Source organism: Marinilabiliales bacterium (assembly GCA_007695015.1).
Lineage (GTDB): Bacteria > Bacteroidota > Bacteroidia > Bacteroidales > PUMT01 > PXAP01.
In genome coordinates this window covers 32117-48499 of sequence record REEN01000027.1, presented here as the reverse complement: position 1 = coordinate 48499, position 16383 = coordinate 32117, and the positions used below count along the sequence as shown (strand labels likewise).

At 46.5% G+C, this 16383-nt stretch carries 13 protein-coding genes; 7 read left to right on the top strand and 6 right to left on the bottom strand.

Annotated features, from left to right (window positions below; translation table 11 throughout):
* The first annotated feature begins 116 nt into the window (after positions 1 to 116).
* Both EA408_01720 and EA408_01715 read left to right on the top strand, forming a co-directional pair.
* A complete protein-coding gene (locus EA408_01720; GenBank protein ID TVR74788.1) occupies positions 117 to 1034 on the top strand; it encodes a hypothetical protein in 918 nt (305 codons plus the stop codon).
* A 13-nt stretch (positions 1035 to 1047) separates the two neighbouring features.
* Complete coding sequence (locus EA408_01715) at positions 1048 to 1491, top strand: hypothetical protein (GenBank protein TVR74787.1); 444 nt, start codon at positions 1048 to 1050, stop codon at positions 1489 to 1491.
* A gap of 20 nt (positions 1492 to 1511) precedes the next feature.
* Here EA408_01715 and uvrA read toward each other — a convergent pair whose 3' ends face one another.
* The gene (uvrA, locus tag EA408_01710) at positions 1512 to 4355 is read right to left on the bottom strand and encodes an excinuclease ABC subunit A (protein TVR74786.1); all 2844 of its coding nucleotides are present in this window, start codon (positions 4353 to 4355) and stop codon (positions 1512 to 1514) included.
* A 261-nt stretch (positions 4356 to 4616) separates the two neighbouring features.
* Here uvrA and EA408_01705 point away from each other — a divergent pair, with 261 nt between their 5' ends.
* Positions 4617 to 5192, top strand: a complete 576-nt coding sequence (locus EA408_01705) for a sigma-70 family RNA polymerase sigma factor (GenBank protein TVR74839.1) — start codon at positions 4617 to 4619, stop codon at positions 5190 to 5192.
* A 121-nt stretch (positions 5193 to 5313) separates the two neighbouring features.
* The gene (locus tag EA408_01700) at positions 5314 to 5535 is read left to right on the top strand and encodes a hypothetical protein (protein TVR74785.1); all 222 of its coding nucleotides are present in this window, start codon (positions 5314 to 5316) and stop codon (positions 5533 to 5535) included.
* Here EA408_01700 and EA408_01695 read toward each other — a convergent pair.
* Positions 5529 to 6239, bottom strand: coding sequence for a 16S rRNA (uracil(1498)-N(3))-methyltransferase (locus EA408_01695; protein TVR74784.1), 711 nt, complete (start codon positions 6237 to 6239; stop codon positions 5529 to 5531). The two genes, EA408_01700 and EA408_01695, sit on opposite strands and share 7 nt — an antisense overlap.
* Positions 6240 to 6313: 74 nt before the next feature.
* On the opposite strand from EA408_01695, the gene EA408_01690 reads away from it, so the two are divergent.
* Positions 6314 to 6814 carry a metallophosphoesterase gene (locus tag EA408_01690; protein ID TVR74783.1) on the top strand — a complete coding sequence of 167 codons (501 nt, stop codon included), beginning with the start codon at positions 6314 to 6316 and terminating at the stop codon, positions 6812 to 6814.
* A 7-nt stretch (positions 6815 to 6821) separates the two neighbouring features.
* On the opposite strand, the gene EA408_01685 is transcribed toward EA408_01690, so the two are convergent.
* From EA408_01685 to tmk, 4 genes are all read right to left on the bottom strand, one after another.
* The gene (locus EA408_01685) at positions 6822 to 11390 is read right to left on the bottom strand and encodes a hypothetical protein (protein ID TVR74782.1); all 4569 of its coding nucleotides are present in this window, start codon (positions 11388 to 11390) and stop codon (positions 6822 to 6824) included.
* 172 nt (positions 11391 to 11562) lie between these two features.
* Positions 11563 to 12318 carry a triose-phosphate isomerase gene (locus EA408_01680; GenBank protein ID TVR74781.1) on the bottom strand — a complete coding sequence of 252 codons (756 nt, stop codon included), beginning with the start codon at positions 12316 to 12318 and terminating at the stop codon, positions 11563 to 11565.
* A 105-nt stretch (positions 12319 to 12423) separates the two neighbouring features.
* Positions 12424 to 13713 (bottom strand): DoxX family protein, encoded by a 1290-nt coding sequence (locus tag EA408_01675; protein TVR74780.1) that lies wholly within the window; start codon positions 13711 to 13713, stop codon positions 12424 to 12426.
* Positions 13714 to 13770: 57 nt separating this feature from the next.
* A complete protein-coding gene (gene tmk, locus EA408_01670) occupies positions 13771 to 14460 on the bottom strand; it encodes a dTMP kinase (protein TVR74779.1) in 690 nt (229 codons plus the stop codon).
* A gap of 173 nt (positions 14461 to 14633) precedes the next feature.
* Between tmk and folP the strand changes: the two genes are divergently transcribed.
* Positions 14634 to 15500, top strand: coding sequence for a dihydropteroate synthase (gene folP, locus EA408_01665; protein TVR74778.1), 867 nt, complete (start codon positions 14634 to 14636; stop codon positions 15498 to 15500).
* Between the two features lie 76 nt (positions 15501 to 15576).
* Positions 15577 to 16383, top strand: a complete 807-nt coding sequence (locus EA408_01660; protein TVR74777.1) for a TIGR00159 family protein — start codon at positions 15577 to 15579, stop codon at positions 16381 to 16383.

Below are 16383 nucleotides of genomic sequence, written 5' to 3'. Positions count from 1 at the left end.
TACCGTGAGAACATTTGAATAAGGGCATGCCCCACGGTTTTTTTTAAACCAAAAAAGTATTACTTTTACTTTCTATTGGCATGGTTTTGGATATAGGAACTAACAATTGTAAATCTATGTGGTCTAAAAATAAAATACCGGTCCTGATAGCTTTTTTCGCAATCTCAGCAGCCATTTTTCTTTCGGGGGGTTGTGCCGGTAACTGTTCGAGGCAGGACAGGGACAGGGACTTCACAGTGGACCTTCCTGAAGATCACAGCGAAGATATGGAGCGGGTAAGACAGATATTTTATTCACTCCCTTCACCTCTGGAAACAGCCCTTATACTAAGATCTTCCGGTGCAGTATTCAATGAGGACCTGCTCAACCCTGTGGAAAACGTATCACGCTATATGACCAATAAAAGTATGGCGGTCAACCTGGGCATTTATACAACAGATCTGAGTTATGCCAGCCTTTTTGATCAGCCCCAGATCTCCATTGATTATATGAATGCAGCAAAGCGCCTGGCTGATAATCTCGGGATAATAGATGCTGTCGATAGTGAGACCCTGGAGAGGCTTGAAGCAAATATCAACGACCGTGATGTGATAATGGACATCGTTTCTGAAACTTTTATGAATTCAAGTTCGTTTCTTCAGGAAAGCAACAGGGAACCGGTTGCCGCAATGATGCTTACCGGCGGCTGGATTGAAGGACTTTACCTGGCCCTTCACCAGGTTGATGAGGATGATATTGAACAGAGCAGGATGGTGCGAATTATCCTTGACAAGAAGCTTTCGCTTGAAATAGTAATGCTTCTTCTAAGGCAGAACAGTCACAGTGAAGATGTGGTATCGCTTATGGATGAGGTCAGGAGGATTGAAGATATTTTCAACAAGATTGAGATTACCCGGTCGCCGATACAGGTAGACAGGGATAGGGATGACGGGGTTGCAGTACTCAGGTCCACCACCGATGCGAAATTGGACAGGGAAGTTTTCAGGGAGCTGAAATCGACGGTGACGGAGATCCGTACCGGTTTTGTTTCTTAATACATGCTATCAGATGATACGACGTTTTCCGGTTTTTCTTTTTTTTGCTGCCATACTATTTGCCGTTTTTTCCCCTGAGGCACAGGGACAATGTAAGGCATTTGCCAGGAGGATTTGCAAGGTTGACCTGGAAAGATACATGCATGACGGTAATTACCACGCGGCAATACTTACAGAGGGCGAAGAGGCTGAGCTTTATAAAACATTCTATGCCGACCAGGAATACAGGATCGCTATCTGCGGGGATGATGGATTACCTGATATTCAGTTCAGGGTCATGGATATTCAGCGGAATGTTTTGTACGACAACAGCGAAAATGAATTCAGGGGAACCTGGGATTTCCGGCTTGAAGCCTCCCAGCAGCTGATGATATGGGTAAAGGTGTCCTCACCCAATCCGGGGCGGGAGCCGGCAAGCGGGTGTGTATCAATTCTGTTCGGACTCTCAACGCGTTGACCGGGTTCATGATCAGTATTTTATCGCTGGTTGCGGCTATTGCTCCTGCCACCGTTTACAATCTTGTTCTGAAGGTATATTCCCGTATATGATGCGGCACAATTAACGAGCTCTTCAGGTGTACCTTCAAAGACCAGGTTACCACCCTCTTCACCACCTTCAGGCCCGAGGTCAATGATCCAGTCCGCCATCTTTATTATCTCCGGGTTGTGTTCCACCACCACCAGGCTGTTTCCCCTGTCAGTAAGCGCCCTGAAAGCACTCAGCAGTTTTTTTATGTCGTGGAAATGAAGACCGGTGGTCGGTTCGTCGAATATGAACAGCACAGGCTTTTGTTCCTTCTCCCTGCCCAGGAAAGATGCCAGTTTTACCCTCTGGCTTTCACCGCCGCTGAGAGTGCTTGAAGACTGGCCAAGCTTTATATAGCCCAGCCCGACTTCCTGAAGGGGCCTGAGCTTTTCAACTATTTTCTTTTCGGTACTGCCGGTTCCCTCAGAGAAGAAAGAGATCGCCTCAGAGACCGTAAGTTCCAGAATGTCATGTATGTTCATATTCCGGTACCGGACTTCCAGGACCTCCTCCCTGAATCTTTTGCCATTGCAGCTTTCGCAGATCAGGGTTACATCTGCCATAAACTGCATCTCAACCTTTATAATTCCTTCACCCTGGCACTCCTCGCACCTGCCTCCGTCGATGTTGAATGAAAAATATCCGGGACCGAACCTGTTGATCCTGGCCGCTGTTTGAGATGCATACAGTTTGCGTATCTCGTCCCACGCCTTGACATAAGTTACCGGATTTGACCGGGATGATCTCCCTATAGGGTTCTGATCGATCATCTCGACACCGGTAAGCCGGTTGATGTTGCCTGCTATTTTCCCGAACCTTCCAGGTTTCAGGCCCGTATTGCCCAGTATTCTTCCCAGTGCGGGATAAAGAATGCCCCTGACAAGCGAGGACTTGCCCGATCCGCTCACTCCTGTAACGACAGTGAGCACATTGAGCGGGAATTTGACATCAATAAGCTTGAGGTTGTTTTCGGAGGCTCCTGTAATTTCAATATAATCATTCCATTTCAGACGGCTGGAGGGAAGCGGTATGGTTATCCTGCCGCTCAGATAGCCTGCAGTGAGACTTTTCTCGTTTCCTGACAGCATTTCATGTTTCCCGTTGTATATGATCTCACCGCCAAGATGGCCTGAGTGCGGGCCGATGTCAATGATCCTGTCTGACGACCTGATTATATCCTCATCATGTTCAACCACTATAACAGTATTGCCTGAATCGGTCAATTGTCTCAGCACACCAGTCAGAAGACGGGTATCCCTTGGGTGAAGACCGATGCTGGGTTCATCAAGAATATAGAGGGATCCTACGAGGTTACTGCCAAGACTTGATGCCAGCCTTATTCGCTGTGACTCTCCGCCCGAAAGGGTGGAAGAGAGCCTGTTAAGGGTAAGGTAGCCCAATCCGACCTCCTTCAGGAACCCGGTTCGGCTTCTTATTTCGGTCAGTATTCTGCCGGCGATCTTCTCCTCATGTTTGTCAAGGCTAATAGCTTCAAAAAACTCCGCCAGCCTGGTCACGGGCATCTGTACAAGTTCCTGGATGCTGATACCCCCGACTTTAACCCATGAAGCTTCCCTTTTCAGCCTGGCTCCGTTACATTCATGACAAACGGTACGTCCCCTGTACCTGGAAAGCATCACCCTGTATTGTATCTTATAGCTTTTCTTCTCAATATGCTTGAAAAAACGGTGAAGTCCGTAAAAATACCTGTTACCTGACCATACCAGCTGTCGCAGTTCGTCAGAAAGTTCATACCAGGGTTTATGTATCGGAAAGTCGAATTTGGAAGCATTTAGTACAAGCCTCTCTTTCCATTTCTTCATTTTTTCACCTCGCCAGCATGCTATAGCGTCGTTGTACACCGACAGGCTCTTGTCAGGTATGACAAGATCTTCATCTATTCCAATTATCTTTCCGTATCCCTCACAAACCGGGCAGGCTCCCAGGGGGTTGTTAAAGCTGAACATGTGCTGTGTCGGCTCTTCAAAGTCAATGCCATCCAACTCAAAGCGGGTTGAGAAATAATCCAGCTCTGCGTTATCACCGTATTCCGTTTTCAGCAGGCATTCACCGTTCCCTTCGTAAAATGCTGTTTCAGCAGAATCGGCAATCCTCGATCTTGTATCACCGTCATAAGCTACCCTGAGCCTGTCAATGACCAGGAACAGTTTGGCGGGTATCTGGAAACTGTCGAAATTATCTACAATATCCTGCAATTTTTCAGTACGGTCGTCATAGTGAATTCTGGTTAGTCCCTGCTGAAGCCTTATCCTGAAGTTTCTTTCCAGTGAATTTCGCTCAGTCACCTTTACCGGGGCAAGTATCAGCACCGTGGTATCCTCCCTCAGTGACAGTATGTGACTTACCACATCATTCACACTATGCCTTGTTACCTCTTTGCCTGAAACAGGCGATATTGTACGGCCGATCCTTGCAAACAGCAGCCTTAGATAATCATATATCTCCGTTGAGGTACCAACAGTTGAGCGGGGATTTGATGTATTGACCTTCTGTTCTATTGCTATTGCCGGGGGGATTCCCCTTATGAAATCAACTTCCGGCTTGTTTATTCTTCCCAGAAACTGTCGTGCGTAGGATGAAAGGCTTTCAACATAACGTCTCTGACCTTCGGCATAAAGAGTGTCAAATGCCAGTGAGGATTTGCCCGAGCCAGATAGACCGGTTATCACAATAAACTGATCTCTCGGGATGCTGAGACTGATATTTTTCAGATTGTGTACTCTGGCTCCCCTGATAAGTATCTTTCCACTGTCATCAGCCAAATTTTCTGGCATAATTATTGCGTCAATTAACGATGAATTGTGATATCAGATAAAAATGGTAAGAGGCACCATGTCAGGTAATTCAATTTTGACGGTGCCGGTGCAAGGTAGCAGTTTTCTTTTGTTTTTTAAAATTATTTATGAAACGGAATTTTTTTTATTACTTTGTATATTATATTATTGCATTATGTTAAATCTTTAAAAAGAAACTGCTATCGAAGAACTTTTACGCCAGGAAACATAAAAAAGGAGGTAGACGTGGAAGCAAAGAGAATGAGTGACCAGGAACTCATAGAGCAGTTTCTTTCGGGCGACAGGGAAGGTATTGAGAAGCTTATAAACAGGCACAAAACCAAGGTTTATACCTATATCCTGCTGGTTGTGAAGAGCCAGCAGCTTGCCGAGGATATATTTCAGGATACTTTCATTAAGGTTATCAGATCTCTCGTTGATGGCAAGTACAAGGATAACGGCCGTTTTGCGTCCTGGGTGATAAGGATCGCCCATAACCTGATAATTGACCATTTCAGGAAGGAAAAGCAGATAAACACCTTGTCGAATGATGATTATGAGGCTGATATTTTCAACTCAAAGAAGCTTTCAGATCAGAATATCGAAGATGTTCTGATAAGAGAGCAGATCACAAATGATGTGAGGATGCTCATTGATGAGCTGCCTGAGGAGCAGAAACAGGTAATTCTTCTGAGGCACTATGGCGGCATGAGTTTCAAGGAGATCGCCGATCAGACGGATGTGAGCATAAACACGGCACTTGGGCGGATGAGGTATGCTCTCATAAACCTCAGGAAACTGATAAGTAAAAAAAATATTAGCCTCACAATGAGTTGAATATCAGGCTATAGGTAAGCAGACTCAAGGACTTCGCACAAAAGTTGGATAAAGTATAATACTAAATACTATCCAACTTTCGTTTTTGGTTGAAACAGTGTTAAAAGTTGTTAAACCGCCTATGGGAAAAAACTACCATTACATTTACATGCTTAACAATATGGATGGCGGGCTATCTGAGCTCGTTGACCAGGAAGACTGTCTTAGCGGAGATTACGGTTCCTATGACGATGTTTCGTTATTCCTGGACCGGCACGCTTTTGAGATCAGAAACTCGGTTGTAGAGCGGCTGGTTGAATATGCCGGCAGGCAGCTGAGGGGGCCATACGGCAATAGCTATTGACCGGGTTGATTTATAAAACTGACTGCATGGCATGCCACCACACCTGCCGTTTCAGTCCGTAACCTCTTTTGTGACAGGCTTGCCGGGATGAAACCGGTTTGTATTGCCGATTGCATTTCGTCGTCCGTAAAGTCTCCTTCCGGTCCTATAAGTATCTGTACGGGATTGCCCGGCGCGCAGTACCTGCCAGGATGATTATGCGGCGGGGCGCTGCCCGTTGCGATAATTCTTGTTCCGCCGAAAGGCTTCTTTAAAAATTCCATGAAACTGACAGTATCTTCAATAGAAGGAAGCCAGGCACTCAGCGACTGCTTCATTGCAGCAACCATTACCTTCCTGCACCGTTCAGGTTTCACGATTCTTCGTTCTGAATTACTGCAGATAACAGGTGTTATAATGTCTATTCCAATTTCTGTTGCCTTCTCAAGAAACCATTCAAACCTGTCAATGCTTTTTGTCGGTGCAATGGCTATTTGCAGGTGAAAACCCCTTTCCGGCGGCATCTGCTGCTCATCAGTAATTCTGACGACACATTTGTTTTTGTCGGGAATAACTATCTCGGCGGACTGTATTCTGCCTGCACCGTCGGTAATATGGATTATATCGCCCTGCCTGAGGCGCAGAACCCGGGTGCAGTGCAATGACTCACCGCTGTCAAGGGTGAAAGTGCCTTCTCTGATCACAGGAGAATAGAATAAATGCATTATAATTGTATTTTGATTAACGTCATTCCTTTCGCGGACCTAAAAATAAGGTTTTATAAAAATAAATCATTCTTATGAGTCTGAAAATAGCATGTTTATCTGATACCCATGGTTATTTTGACAAGAGGCTGAAAGAATTTATCGGGTATTGTGATGAGATTTGGCATGCCGGTGATATTGGCAGTACCGGGGTTGCAGAAGAACTCTCCTCCATGAAACCACTGAGAGCTGTACACGGCAACATTGATGGTGCGGATATCCGTGCATCATACCCTGAACATCAAAGGTTCAGTGCAGGTGGCCTGGATGTCTGGATCACCCACATCGGCGGCTATCCGGGAAGGTATGACCGGTCGGTTGTCCCGGCTATATTTGAGGCGCCTCCCGGACTCTTTATTTGCGGACATTCACACATTCTGAAGGTAATTAATGACAGCAAGCTTGGATTGCTTCATATCAATCCGGGTGCTGCCGGGCGGGCAGGTGCCCATAAAGTGCAGACAGCTGTGCGGTTTGTGATAGAGGAGGGAGTTGTAAAGGACCTGGAGGTTGCTGAGCTTGAACGGACATGTTGATGCCGGTTCAAAGAGGCTCTTCTTCCGTATTCTCGTTGTCGGGTATTTCGATCTCTTCATCGGGGTCAATCTCTTCATCGGGGTCAATCTCTTCATCGGGTATTTCGATCTCTTCATCAGGTATGAACATAGTCTCTCCCTCGAGATGCTGCCTGTAAACCCTGAAGAACTGTTCCAGCTTCGTATCTGTGGCAAGCATATAGACAAACCTTGTTTGCCTTGCAGATACATTCATCCTTCTGTGCCTTAGAGGAGTTTCTCCTATAATTGTGACATAATCACTGTTTGAGGAGAATGTCTGCATGGTACCCCTTGTGTATCCAAAGTAGTACCAGTTTCTCTCATCAAGTTCTATGTAGAAGTCTGCCATATCACCCGATCTCCTCTTGGTTACTTCCAGGTATCCGTTAAAATATTTATTGACCGGTATGCCCCCGATACTTGCTATGCCTATCGGCCCATGCGAACGGTAGGAACGGCTTTCCTTGTTCCATGCCATTTTTATGTGTGAAAGCACGAATGTGTTGTTCAGCTCAGCGGGTTTGCTTTCAGTTCTTCCTGACCTGTTGTTATTACCGCTATTTGTCAGTGAGCTGGCTTTTTCATCGCCCAGTATCCATTTCAGCCCGCGCTCATAATAGTAGGAATCATGGTCAACCGGCTCTCCCGGGATACTGTCGGCGGCCCTCGCAATGAGTGCCAGTGCATCTTCGGAAAGGAAGAAATCCATTGTCATTACTCCCTCAAGAGTGGTCTCGTTCGGCACAACCTCGTTTCTGGCATTACCGGTCATATTGATCTTCAGTTGGCCCAGGTCCACTCCCAGTTCGAGGGGGCCTTCCCCCCGTATAATGCATTTTTCAGGATCAAGCCTCAGAATATTTGCCGTCACGCCCGGATCCTTGTGCCTTTCCATTGACGTGATAACATAATCTCCCCGGGTATTGTCATATTTCATATAACCGTTTGCCGTTATTATGAGCTGGTCAGACCAGCTTCTCCTGGATGTGAAGAATGCAGGGTAGATATGTACGGAGTCGGTCGCAACAAATATCCCTGAGTATATTCTCTCTCTTTCAGATGATAAGGTTTGCTCTGTTACAGGGATGATAACCTCAACGGGGTCAATAATATTGCTGAATGAGATCCGGTGATCTTCCAGCCGGCTGCAGTCGTGAAGTATCCTGGTGCTGCCGCTGAAGTCCAGAAAACGCCGCGAAGCATTCAGTTCGGCTGTTCCCGCAAACTCAAAACGGGGACTCAGCTTAAAGTTGTGACCATACGGGATATAGCCCGTAGCAACTGTAACCGTATCACTGTCAACGAATATAGTGTCAAAGAGTATTGTATGCAAATTGTCCCGCTCATCTCTGTAGTCATAATATCCTGAACCGGAATAGCTGTACTTGCCTTTAATCTGAACAGTGGCATTGTAGATGTCGTGATACAGGTTCTTCCTGCTGGCGCTGATACTCCCGTTTCTCAGGGGGAATATGCGCCCTCCCTCTCCGATAACAAGAGATTCTTCAGCCGGGTATATTGTTGCGTCGGCGACTTCAAGATATTCGACACCGCCGGCATGAAGCAGCTCGTTCCGGTAATCCATAACCGCATGGGATGAATAGAAATAGAGCGAATCCTGTCCCCGCACCGAAGATATGTACCTTGCACCCCGTCGTCCGGTTTCAGGGCAGGTCTGCCCGGACAGAAGGTCAAATCTCTGCCCGGCCATATCCCATTCCATTGTAACCGGGTTAGATATAAATCCGCTCAGAGGCAGCGAAACCATTTCTGTTTCCGGCGAAATTCTGAACATGCCGTTTCCTGAGCGCAGGTCAACCCGGCTGCTGATCTTTTCAGCTGCAAGTGAAACGGGCCTGCCGGTCATCTGTAATTCCAGGTTACTGGTGTCGGCACTGAATGATTCTGAACTGAAATCAAATTCATCAGAAGATATCCTGGCATTTTTAATGTCTATCATACCCGCACCTTCAAGCCCCGCGCTTCCAAGCAGCAGTAGTCCGTCAAACTGAGCACGGTCTTCGAAAAAGCTGAAGCCGGAATCGCCAGGTCCTATTGCCATTACATCTTCGTATGGCTGCCAGTTTATTTTGTTGCCGGATGATCTGACATCGGGGAATTCTATGCCAGCTGTCTGACTGGTTATCCGAAATTCATCAGCCTGCACATTCATTGAATCGGGGAAAAACAGAAATCCGGGTGAACTTATCTCTGCCGTCAGGTACTCCAGCCTGCCCATACCTTCCAGCCCGCTTTTGCTAAGAAGGATGTCGTTATAGAATGTACCTTTGTTACCGTATGCTGGGATCCCTTCACGCCGGGTTGAGTAATTCATGCCCAGGGAGTAGTCCTCCTGCAGGGAAAGCTGCCCCTCCAGATCGGGAAAGATACCGGCAGAAACCAGTTTTCCGCTGAACCTCATATTCTCATTCCGGTAGGTGTTGAGACTGTCCATATGGAACGGTTCCAGTTCAAAATAGAAGTGGTCGGATTTATAAACGCCCTCATATATCTCAGGATCGTCAAAAAACACATAGGAGTTCCCTGCTGAGGTAAATTTTGGGTACTCAGGCATGTCTACCCGTCCGGATTTGTTGAATGGCCTGTCTATGACCAGTTCGCCGGTAACGTTCCTGATTATGTTATATACCTCAGTAAGCAGAAATCTCCCATATTCATCCCTTTCATCAAGCCATGCACGGAGCCTTATGGAATCAACATTCTGCAGGTTTATGCTGTAACCGGCATAGTCAAATGCATAATTGGTGCCGAAGAAGGATAGATTTCCGGCATTTATGGTTCCGTCAAAAATGAAGTTCCTGTTCTTCTTGAGCGTAAGTGTACTGTTAAATGGAAGAATGTCTACATTTTTGGTGTTGCTAATAGAAACATGCGGAATGCCGTAAATTTTAAGGTCACTGTTGGTCAAATCAAGCATTGCATTATTTACCGGTGCCCGCGTTCGCGATTCAAAACTGATTATATCGTAGTCGATCCTTCTTGAATTGGCCTGGAGATAGTGGTTCAGGCGCTCCCTTACCCTTATGATATCGGTTTCTGTATCATAATAGATAAAACCCTGGCGCGAAAGATCAAGCAGGTGGCGCCTTACCTGGGACAGAGGCCGGCGGAGGAACCTGGCGTATTCTTCGGCCGGCATATCTTCATAACCGTAGCTTGTGCCGAAACTTCTGAGGTTTGCAAGCGGGTGCCTCTGCTCCATCCCCTGGATCTGCATAAATTCATTCCTGTCGAAGTAGCTGGCAGATCTGAAGCTGGCATTACCCAGAGAACCGGCCCTGGGCATGGTAAAAACCACTTCCGTACTGTCAATGTTCCATATAAGCTGTGAGAAACTCATGTCAACCTGGTGAAAATGGTTGTACCACGGACTCTGCGATATTATTTTCTGATTCTGGCTGACCGACAGTTCCCTGCTGTTATCAATATAGTTGATCTGCATATCGGGATGGAAAACAGAATCATTCTCGATAAAGAACAGTATGCTTGCACTTCCCGAAGTCATGCCTTGGGGCCTGAAAACAAAACTCAGTGACTCTGCTGTAAGCCATCGTTCCCCGTTATAGTGGAAATGCACCCTGGCATTTTCCGTTTCGCTGCCTGACCCTATCAGCCTGGCGCCTCTCATGCTCAGACCTCCTTCGTAATCGACCCCTGAATAGATACCCTTGATAACGAGCTCCTGCCTGTGTGATACAAACCTGGGATAGCCGGCATCATCCCTGTTGCTCGTAGTCATTAGTCTGTCTGTTAATCTTCCGCTCATGGGGGTGCTCAGGTAGCGGTTATACCTGAAACTTGCTGAATCGGCAGTATATTCACTTCTGCTGAGGTCTATAGTGTAGGGTCCCAGCATTGCAAATGCTTCAGCTTCCGGTAGTCCGGCCCGCTCCCAGGTAACACGTCCGCCCGTCCCTTTCCATACTTTTGTCCGGGGATAATAAACTCCGCCTGTACCGGAGACCATCATTGTATCAATATGGTTGAATGCCATCAGGTCGGTGTTGCCGAAAAGGATCCTCAGTGTGTCGTCATAGACCAGCCTGTAATCATTACTGGTGACCTTCCATGACAGTGCACCTGACCTGAACAGCCGGTTTTCGGAAATGAACCAGCCTGAGGAGACCAGAAATTCATTAATAGCTGACAGCGAAACATCATCACTTCCGGCCATATCAGAAAAAGCCTGCTGCCAGATCCTGAAATTGCCAAGGTCATAGTCACCGAAAAGAATAATTGTTTCGATAAACGCGTACATATGGGGCACGGGTCTTGCATTTCGTGACCTGAGAATATCTGAGGTGGTGATAATGAAATCCTTTTCCGGCTGGGCATATGCTGCAGAATCCCATAATGTTATAAATTGTTCCAGCCTGGTGTTTTGTACCTCGCTCAGGTTCCTGCCCATGAAATCCCTCAGCTCTGAAGTGAATGTGTCAGGATCTCCCGAGAAGGACCGGTTGTTCTGGGACCATGCCGAACCGATCATTATTACGGAAACCAGAAGTGATGCAAAAAACGTTTTAGTCCCCATTGATCCAGGCTCAGTCAGGTTTAACGAATAAAAGCTTCAGCCATTCTCCGTCTTTTGTTATTGAGGTCATCTTATGGCCTCAGACTACCACCTTATTTAAGGTTGCTGCTGCAGGTTACCATATGCTCCGGCAACATACTCTGGTGTTATACCATATACTGGTGAAAATGTTTCAAAATGATCGGGCTATTGCAAGGAAGTCCTCTGCCTTGAGTGAGGCTCCGCCGATAAGTCCCCCGTCAACATCCTCCTTTGAGAATATCTCTTTGGCATTTGAAGGTTTGCAACTGCCTCCGTACAAAATGACCGCCTGATCGGCTGCACTTTCATCGTAAAGCTCTCTCAATAGATTTCTGATAAAAAGGTGCATCTCCTGTGCCTGTTCAGGTGTTGCCGTTTTTCCCGTGCCAATTGCCCAAACCGGTTCATAGGCTATGATAATGTCACTGAAATCATCCCTGGAAATACCTTTAAGACCCGACACGATCTGTTTTTTAACTACATCTTTGTGGATATTCTTATCGCGTTCTTCGAGGTTCTCACCGCAGCAGAAAATAGGCTTTAGATTGTTTTCCAGTGCTATACTGACCTTCCTGTTGAGTTCTTCATCTGTTTCATTGAAAAGAGATCTTCTTTCAGAATGTCCTATAATAACATATTCAGCACCAGCCGATGCAATCATTGCAGCAGATACTTCGCCGGTGAATGCACCCGAATTTTCAGAAGCACAGTTCTGGGCCGAAAGTCCGATTCCCGCCGGCAGTATCTCCCTTATCGTCATAAGGTGGGTAAAAGGAGGTGCAATTATAAGCGAGACCCCTTCGGGAAGTCCCGTCGCGGCATTGCTGGCAACATCTTTTGCAAGTCCCGTACCCTCGTTCAGGGATGTGTTCATTTTCCAGTTTCCTGCAACAATTTTCTTTCTCATGGTAATGGTTTTTCTGTTTATAATTGGATTAACTTACTGATTTGTAATTCACTTCAATTGTGGGCAGGGGCTAACCTGCTTGCCGGCCGTCTGCTCACAGCTGGCTCAGCCCTGGCTTTCTGGTTCAATATCTCTTTTCTTCAGGGAGTACCTGATCATTCTGATTATTGCAATCAGCAAAAGAAATGCCATCAGGTACCCTAGCGAAACCATGTTGTTATGTGCCTGTTGCCGGTCGTTCATCGCAAATGACATCAGATTCTCTTTCAGCTCTGCCGTATCGGGAATATTCCTGTGATGCCATTTTCCTATGATTGTTCCCTCTTTCAGGAGAATAAGTCCGGGATTACTTCTTACAATTGTTTTAAGTGTGATCTCATCACCATGGTAAAAATCCCATGCTGCACCTGTATTATCTCTGTATTCGTCAATCTGTGATAGCGGACTTGCTGTGAGTCCTATAAAATTTATACCATGACCGGCCGACCAGTCAGCCAGCCTCTTAATGGCGGTGACGTTTTTCAGGGAGCTCCCGGCAAGGTTATAGGAAACCAGTATAAAGGTGTATCCCTGATCGTGAAGAATGTCCCATGTATGGTCGGTCCCGTCGGTAACCGATTCAATAAAGAAATTGGTAATTGGCGGTTCGTAACCTTTGCTTATAAGAGTGCTTTCAGTTCTTACCCATTCCCACTCGGGACCGGGCAGGTCATCTACCGGGAATGCCCTGGTCTCACCGTCTTTTCGGTAATAGAGCGTAACTTCGTATTCGTCGGCAGGTGCATCGGGAGGGATGCTCATATATTCCTCTATATCAGCCCCAACATGGTATGGCCTGTAATCTATCACCGGGAGGTTCAGGTACGACCATGCAAAGATGGCAAGTATCCCGGCAAGGAATGCTGACACAGTTATCCATTCTGCCAGGGGCCTGTTGAAAAACGGCCTGAATTCTTTACGCCTGATGAAAATGTATATGACAAAAACCATCAATACCAGGTTTTTCCAGAATGTCTCCCAGTTGGTCAGTATTATCGCATCGCCGAAACATCCGCAGTCCGCCACCGGGTCGGTGATGGCAATGAAAAGTGTGAGAATGGTAAAGAAACCCATGAATAAAAGCAGGGCCCATGAAGTCAGGACAAGATGCACTCCCGCAATCAGAGCCACCCCTATAAGCATTTCTGCAGCCGACAGGGCAACAGACATTGGCAGTGCCAGCGGTTCCAGGAACTCAATATTGAATGCAACAAAATAATCAATGAACTTGTAGGCTGATCCCAGGGGGTCGATACCTTTGACAAAGCCGGAGTAGATGAAAACAAATCCGGCAAGAAGCCTCGAGAAATTCAGAAGCAACGGATTAAATCTTTTAACAGGTATAGCAGAAGACATATCAACAGTTTTATTAAATCAGGATGTAAAAATATAATTTAAGTGGATCATAATCAATTACACGATGATGTTTTCATTTCTCAGCAGTTCGAGAATTCTTTCAAAGATCTTGCCGGGAGGGAGCATTGCCATATTTTCATCATAGCAGGGTATCAGCATTACAGAAGGATCTGTTTCTGACCGGGTATTGTAGACCTGTCTTACCTTCTTTTGAAATTCCAGATCGGCTTCGTGGATATCGGTATTACCTCCCAGGTAGGCTCGTTCATCGCCGCTCCTGCTTTTGCCAAGGTTATGCATGGTAAACTCGAAGGGGACATCAAGAAAAATGTTCAGGTCCGGACGCGGGATACCGTACTTGACAAATTCAAGGCAGGTAATCCATTCTGCCAGCTGGTTCTTCTCTAAAGTGGTTTTCAGCTTGGCGCACTGATATGCAATGTTTGAAATAACGTACCTGTCGGCCACCAGAAGCTTGCCATCTGAGAGCCACTCAAACATCTCCTTTTTTGCATCGTGCCTGTCGGCTGCATAAAGCAGGGCTACCAGGTAAGGATTGACATCTCCTATTTTTCCCAGGTCACCACGAAGGAACATGGATATCAGCTGACCAAAAACCCCTGTTTCAGTACGCGGAAAGTGAATAAAGCTGTATTCCGTGCCCTCTTTGTCAAGATAATCCCGCAACATCCTTACCTGGGTTGATTTCCCCGATCCGTCAAGCCCCTCAATAACCAGAAATGCCATTATCTCTAAATCTGTTAAAGTTTATAAATCTACGGCCAGATGGTTGCCGTCTTCCGTACAAAAATGGGAAAAAAAACCGAGAAGTTTACAGACAGTTCAGCTCTTAAAATTTGAATGGCATATTCAAATGATGCAAATTTGACATACATTTGTTTTATGTTTAATGGGTGATTATGGAAGCGATAAACAGGGTCAGAAGTATATGTGTGATGGGCAGGGTGGTGGACTTTTCTGTGCCGGCCGTCATGGGGATTATCAATTATACGCCCGATTCATTTTATGATGGGGGAAAGTACCGGAACCCTGATGCAGTTGCCGGTCATGCAGTCCGTTTGGCAGAGGATGGCGCCGATATTATAGATGTGGGAGCTGTTTCGACCAGGCCGGGGGCACCGGGGATATCTGAAAAGGAAGAGACCGGAAGACTCGCAGAAGCCCTGGAGGCAATCCGAAAAGAGTTGCCGGAAGTTATTCTTTCGGTCGATACGTGGAGGTCTGGCGTAGCTGAAATAATGATACGTGATTACGGTGCCGGCATTATCAATGATATATCAGCGGGCAGGCTGGATGACCGGATGCTTGATACTGCCGGCAAACTGAAGGTCCCGTATATTGCAATGCATATGCAGGGAACCCCGGCTACCATGCAGGAGAATCCTGTATACAGAGATGTTGTAAACGATATAATACTCTATTTTTCAGAGAGGGTAAGGATAATGAGGGATGCCGGCATAGACGACATCATCATAGATCCCGGTTTCGGTTTCGGCAAGAGTGTTGATCACAACTATGAGATTGCTGCAAGGCTGAAGGAGTTTCATGTGCTGGAGCTTCCCGTACTGGCTGGTTTTTCAAGAAAATCGATGATCTATAAGGTTCTTGGGAGAGGCCCCGGCGATGCTCTCGGAGGAACCATTGCCCTGAATACCGTTGCAGTCATGAACGGAGCTCACATTTTAAGGGTGCATGATGTGAGGGAGGCAAGGGATACGATAGAGGTGGCAATGCGTTTGAAAAGGGTAGTTGAGCATGGCAAGTGAATCATTCCCATCTATCCGGGTTTGATTTGTCAGTAAAAATGGAGATTTTTGTAAATTAAGTGAAATCTGTTACCGGATGACCAGCCTATTCATAAGTATAAGAATCCTTGATGTTTTTGACATTATTATTACCGCTTTTCTGTTCTACCAGGTTTACCGTCTTATAAAGGGTACGATAGCCATAAATATATTCATAGGTATATTTTCTGTGTATCTCCTATGGCTACTGGTAAGAGCGCTAAATATGCAGTTGCTTGGATCGATCCTGGGCCAGTTCATCGGGGTAGGGGTCATTGCCCTTATTATCGTATTTCAGCAGGAGATCCGGAGGTTCCTGATACTATTAGGGACCAGGTATATATCCAACCGTGCATTTTCCATTGAAAAACTTTTCACCTCGGTCAGCGGCAGCAGGCCGAGGATCAGGATCAGTTCGCTTATTAAGGCATTAAAAAATCTTTCTGCGTCCAAAACCGGCGCACTGGTTGTAATAGCAAGGAGGTCAGAGCTGGAAACCTATTCGCAGACAGGTGACACTCTCAATGCTGTAACCTCAAGCCGTCTTCTCGAGAGTGTTTTCTGCAAGGAGAGCCCTCTTCATGACGGCGCAGTGATAATTGTGGGTGACAAGATCCGGTCAGCAAGGTGCGTTCTTCCTGTATCAGAGAATATTAACCTCCCGCCGGAATTTGGTATGAGACACAGGGCGGCCCTGGGGATGTCGGAGCAGACCGATGCTGCCGTTGTGGTTGTTTCAGAGGAGACGGGGAGGATATCTCTTGCAGACGGGGGACAGCTTATCCCCGGTATGACACTGAGGGATGTTTCCGAATACCTGGAAAAGGAATTCATCCATGATCCTTATGTGGGTGAATTTACCTGA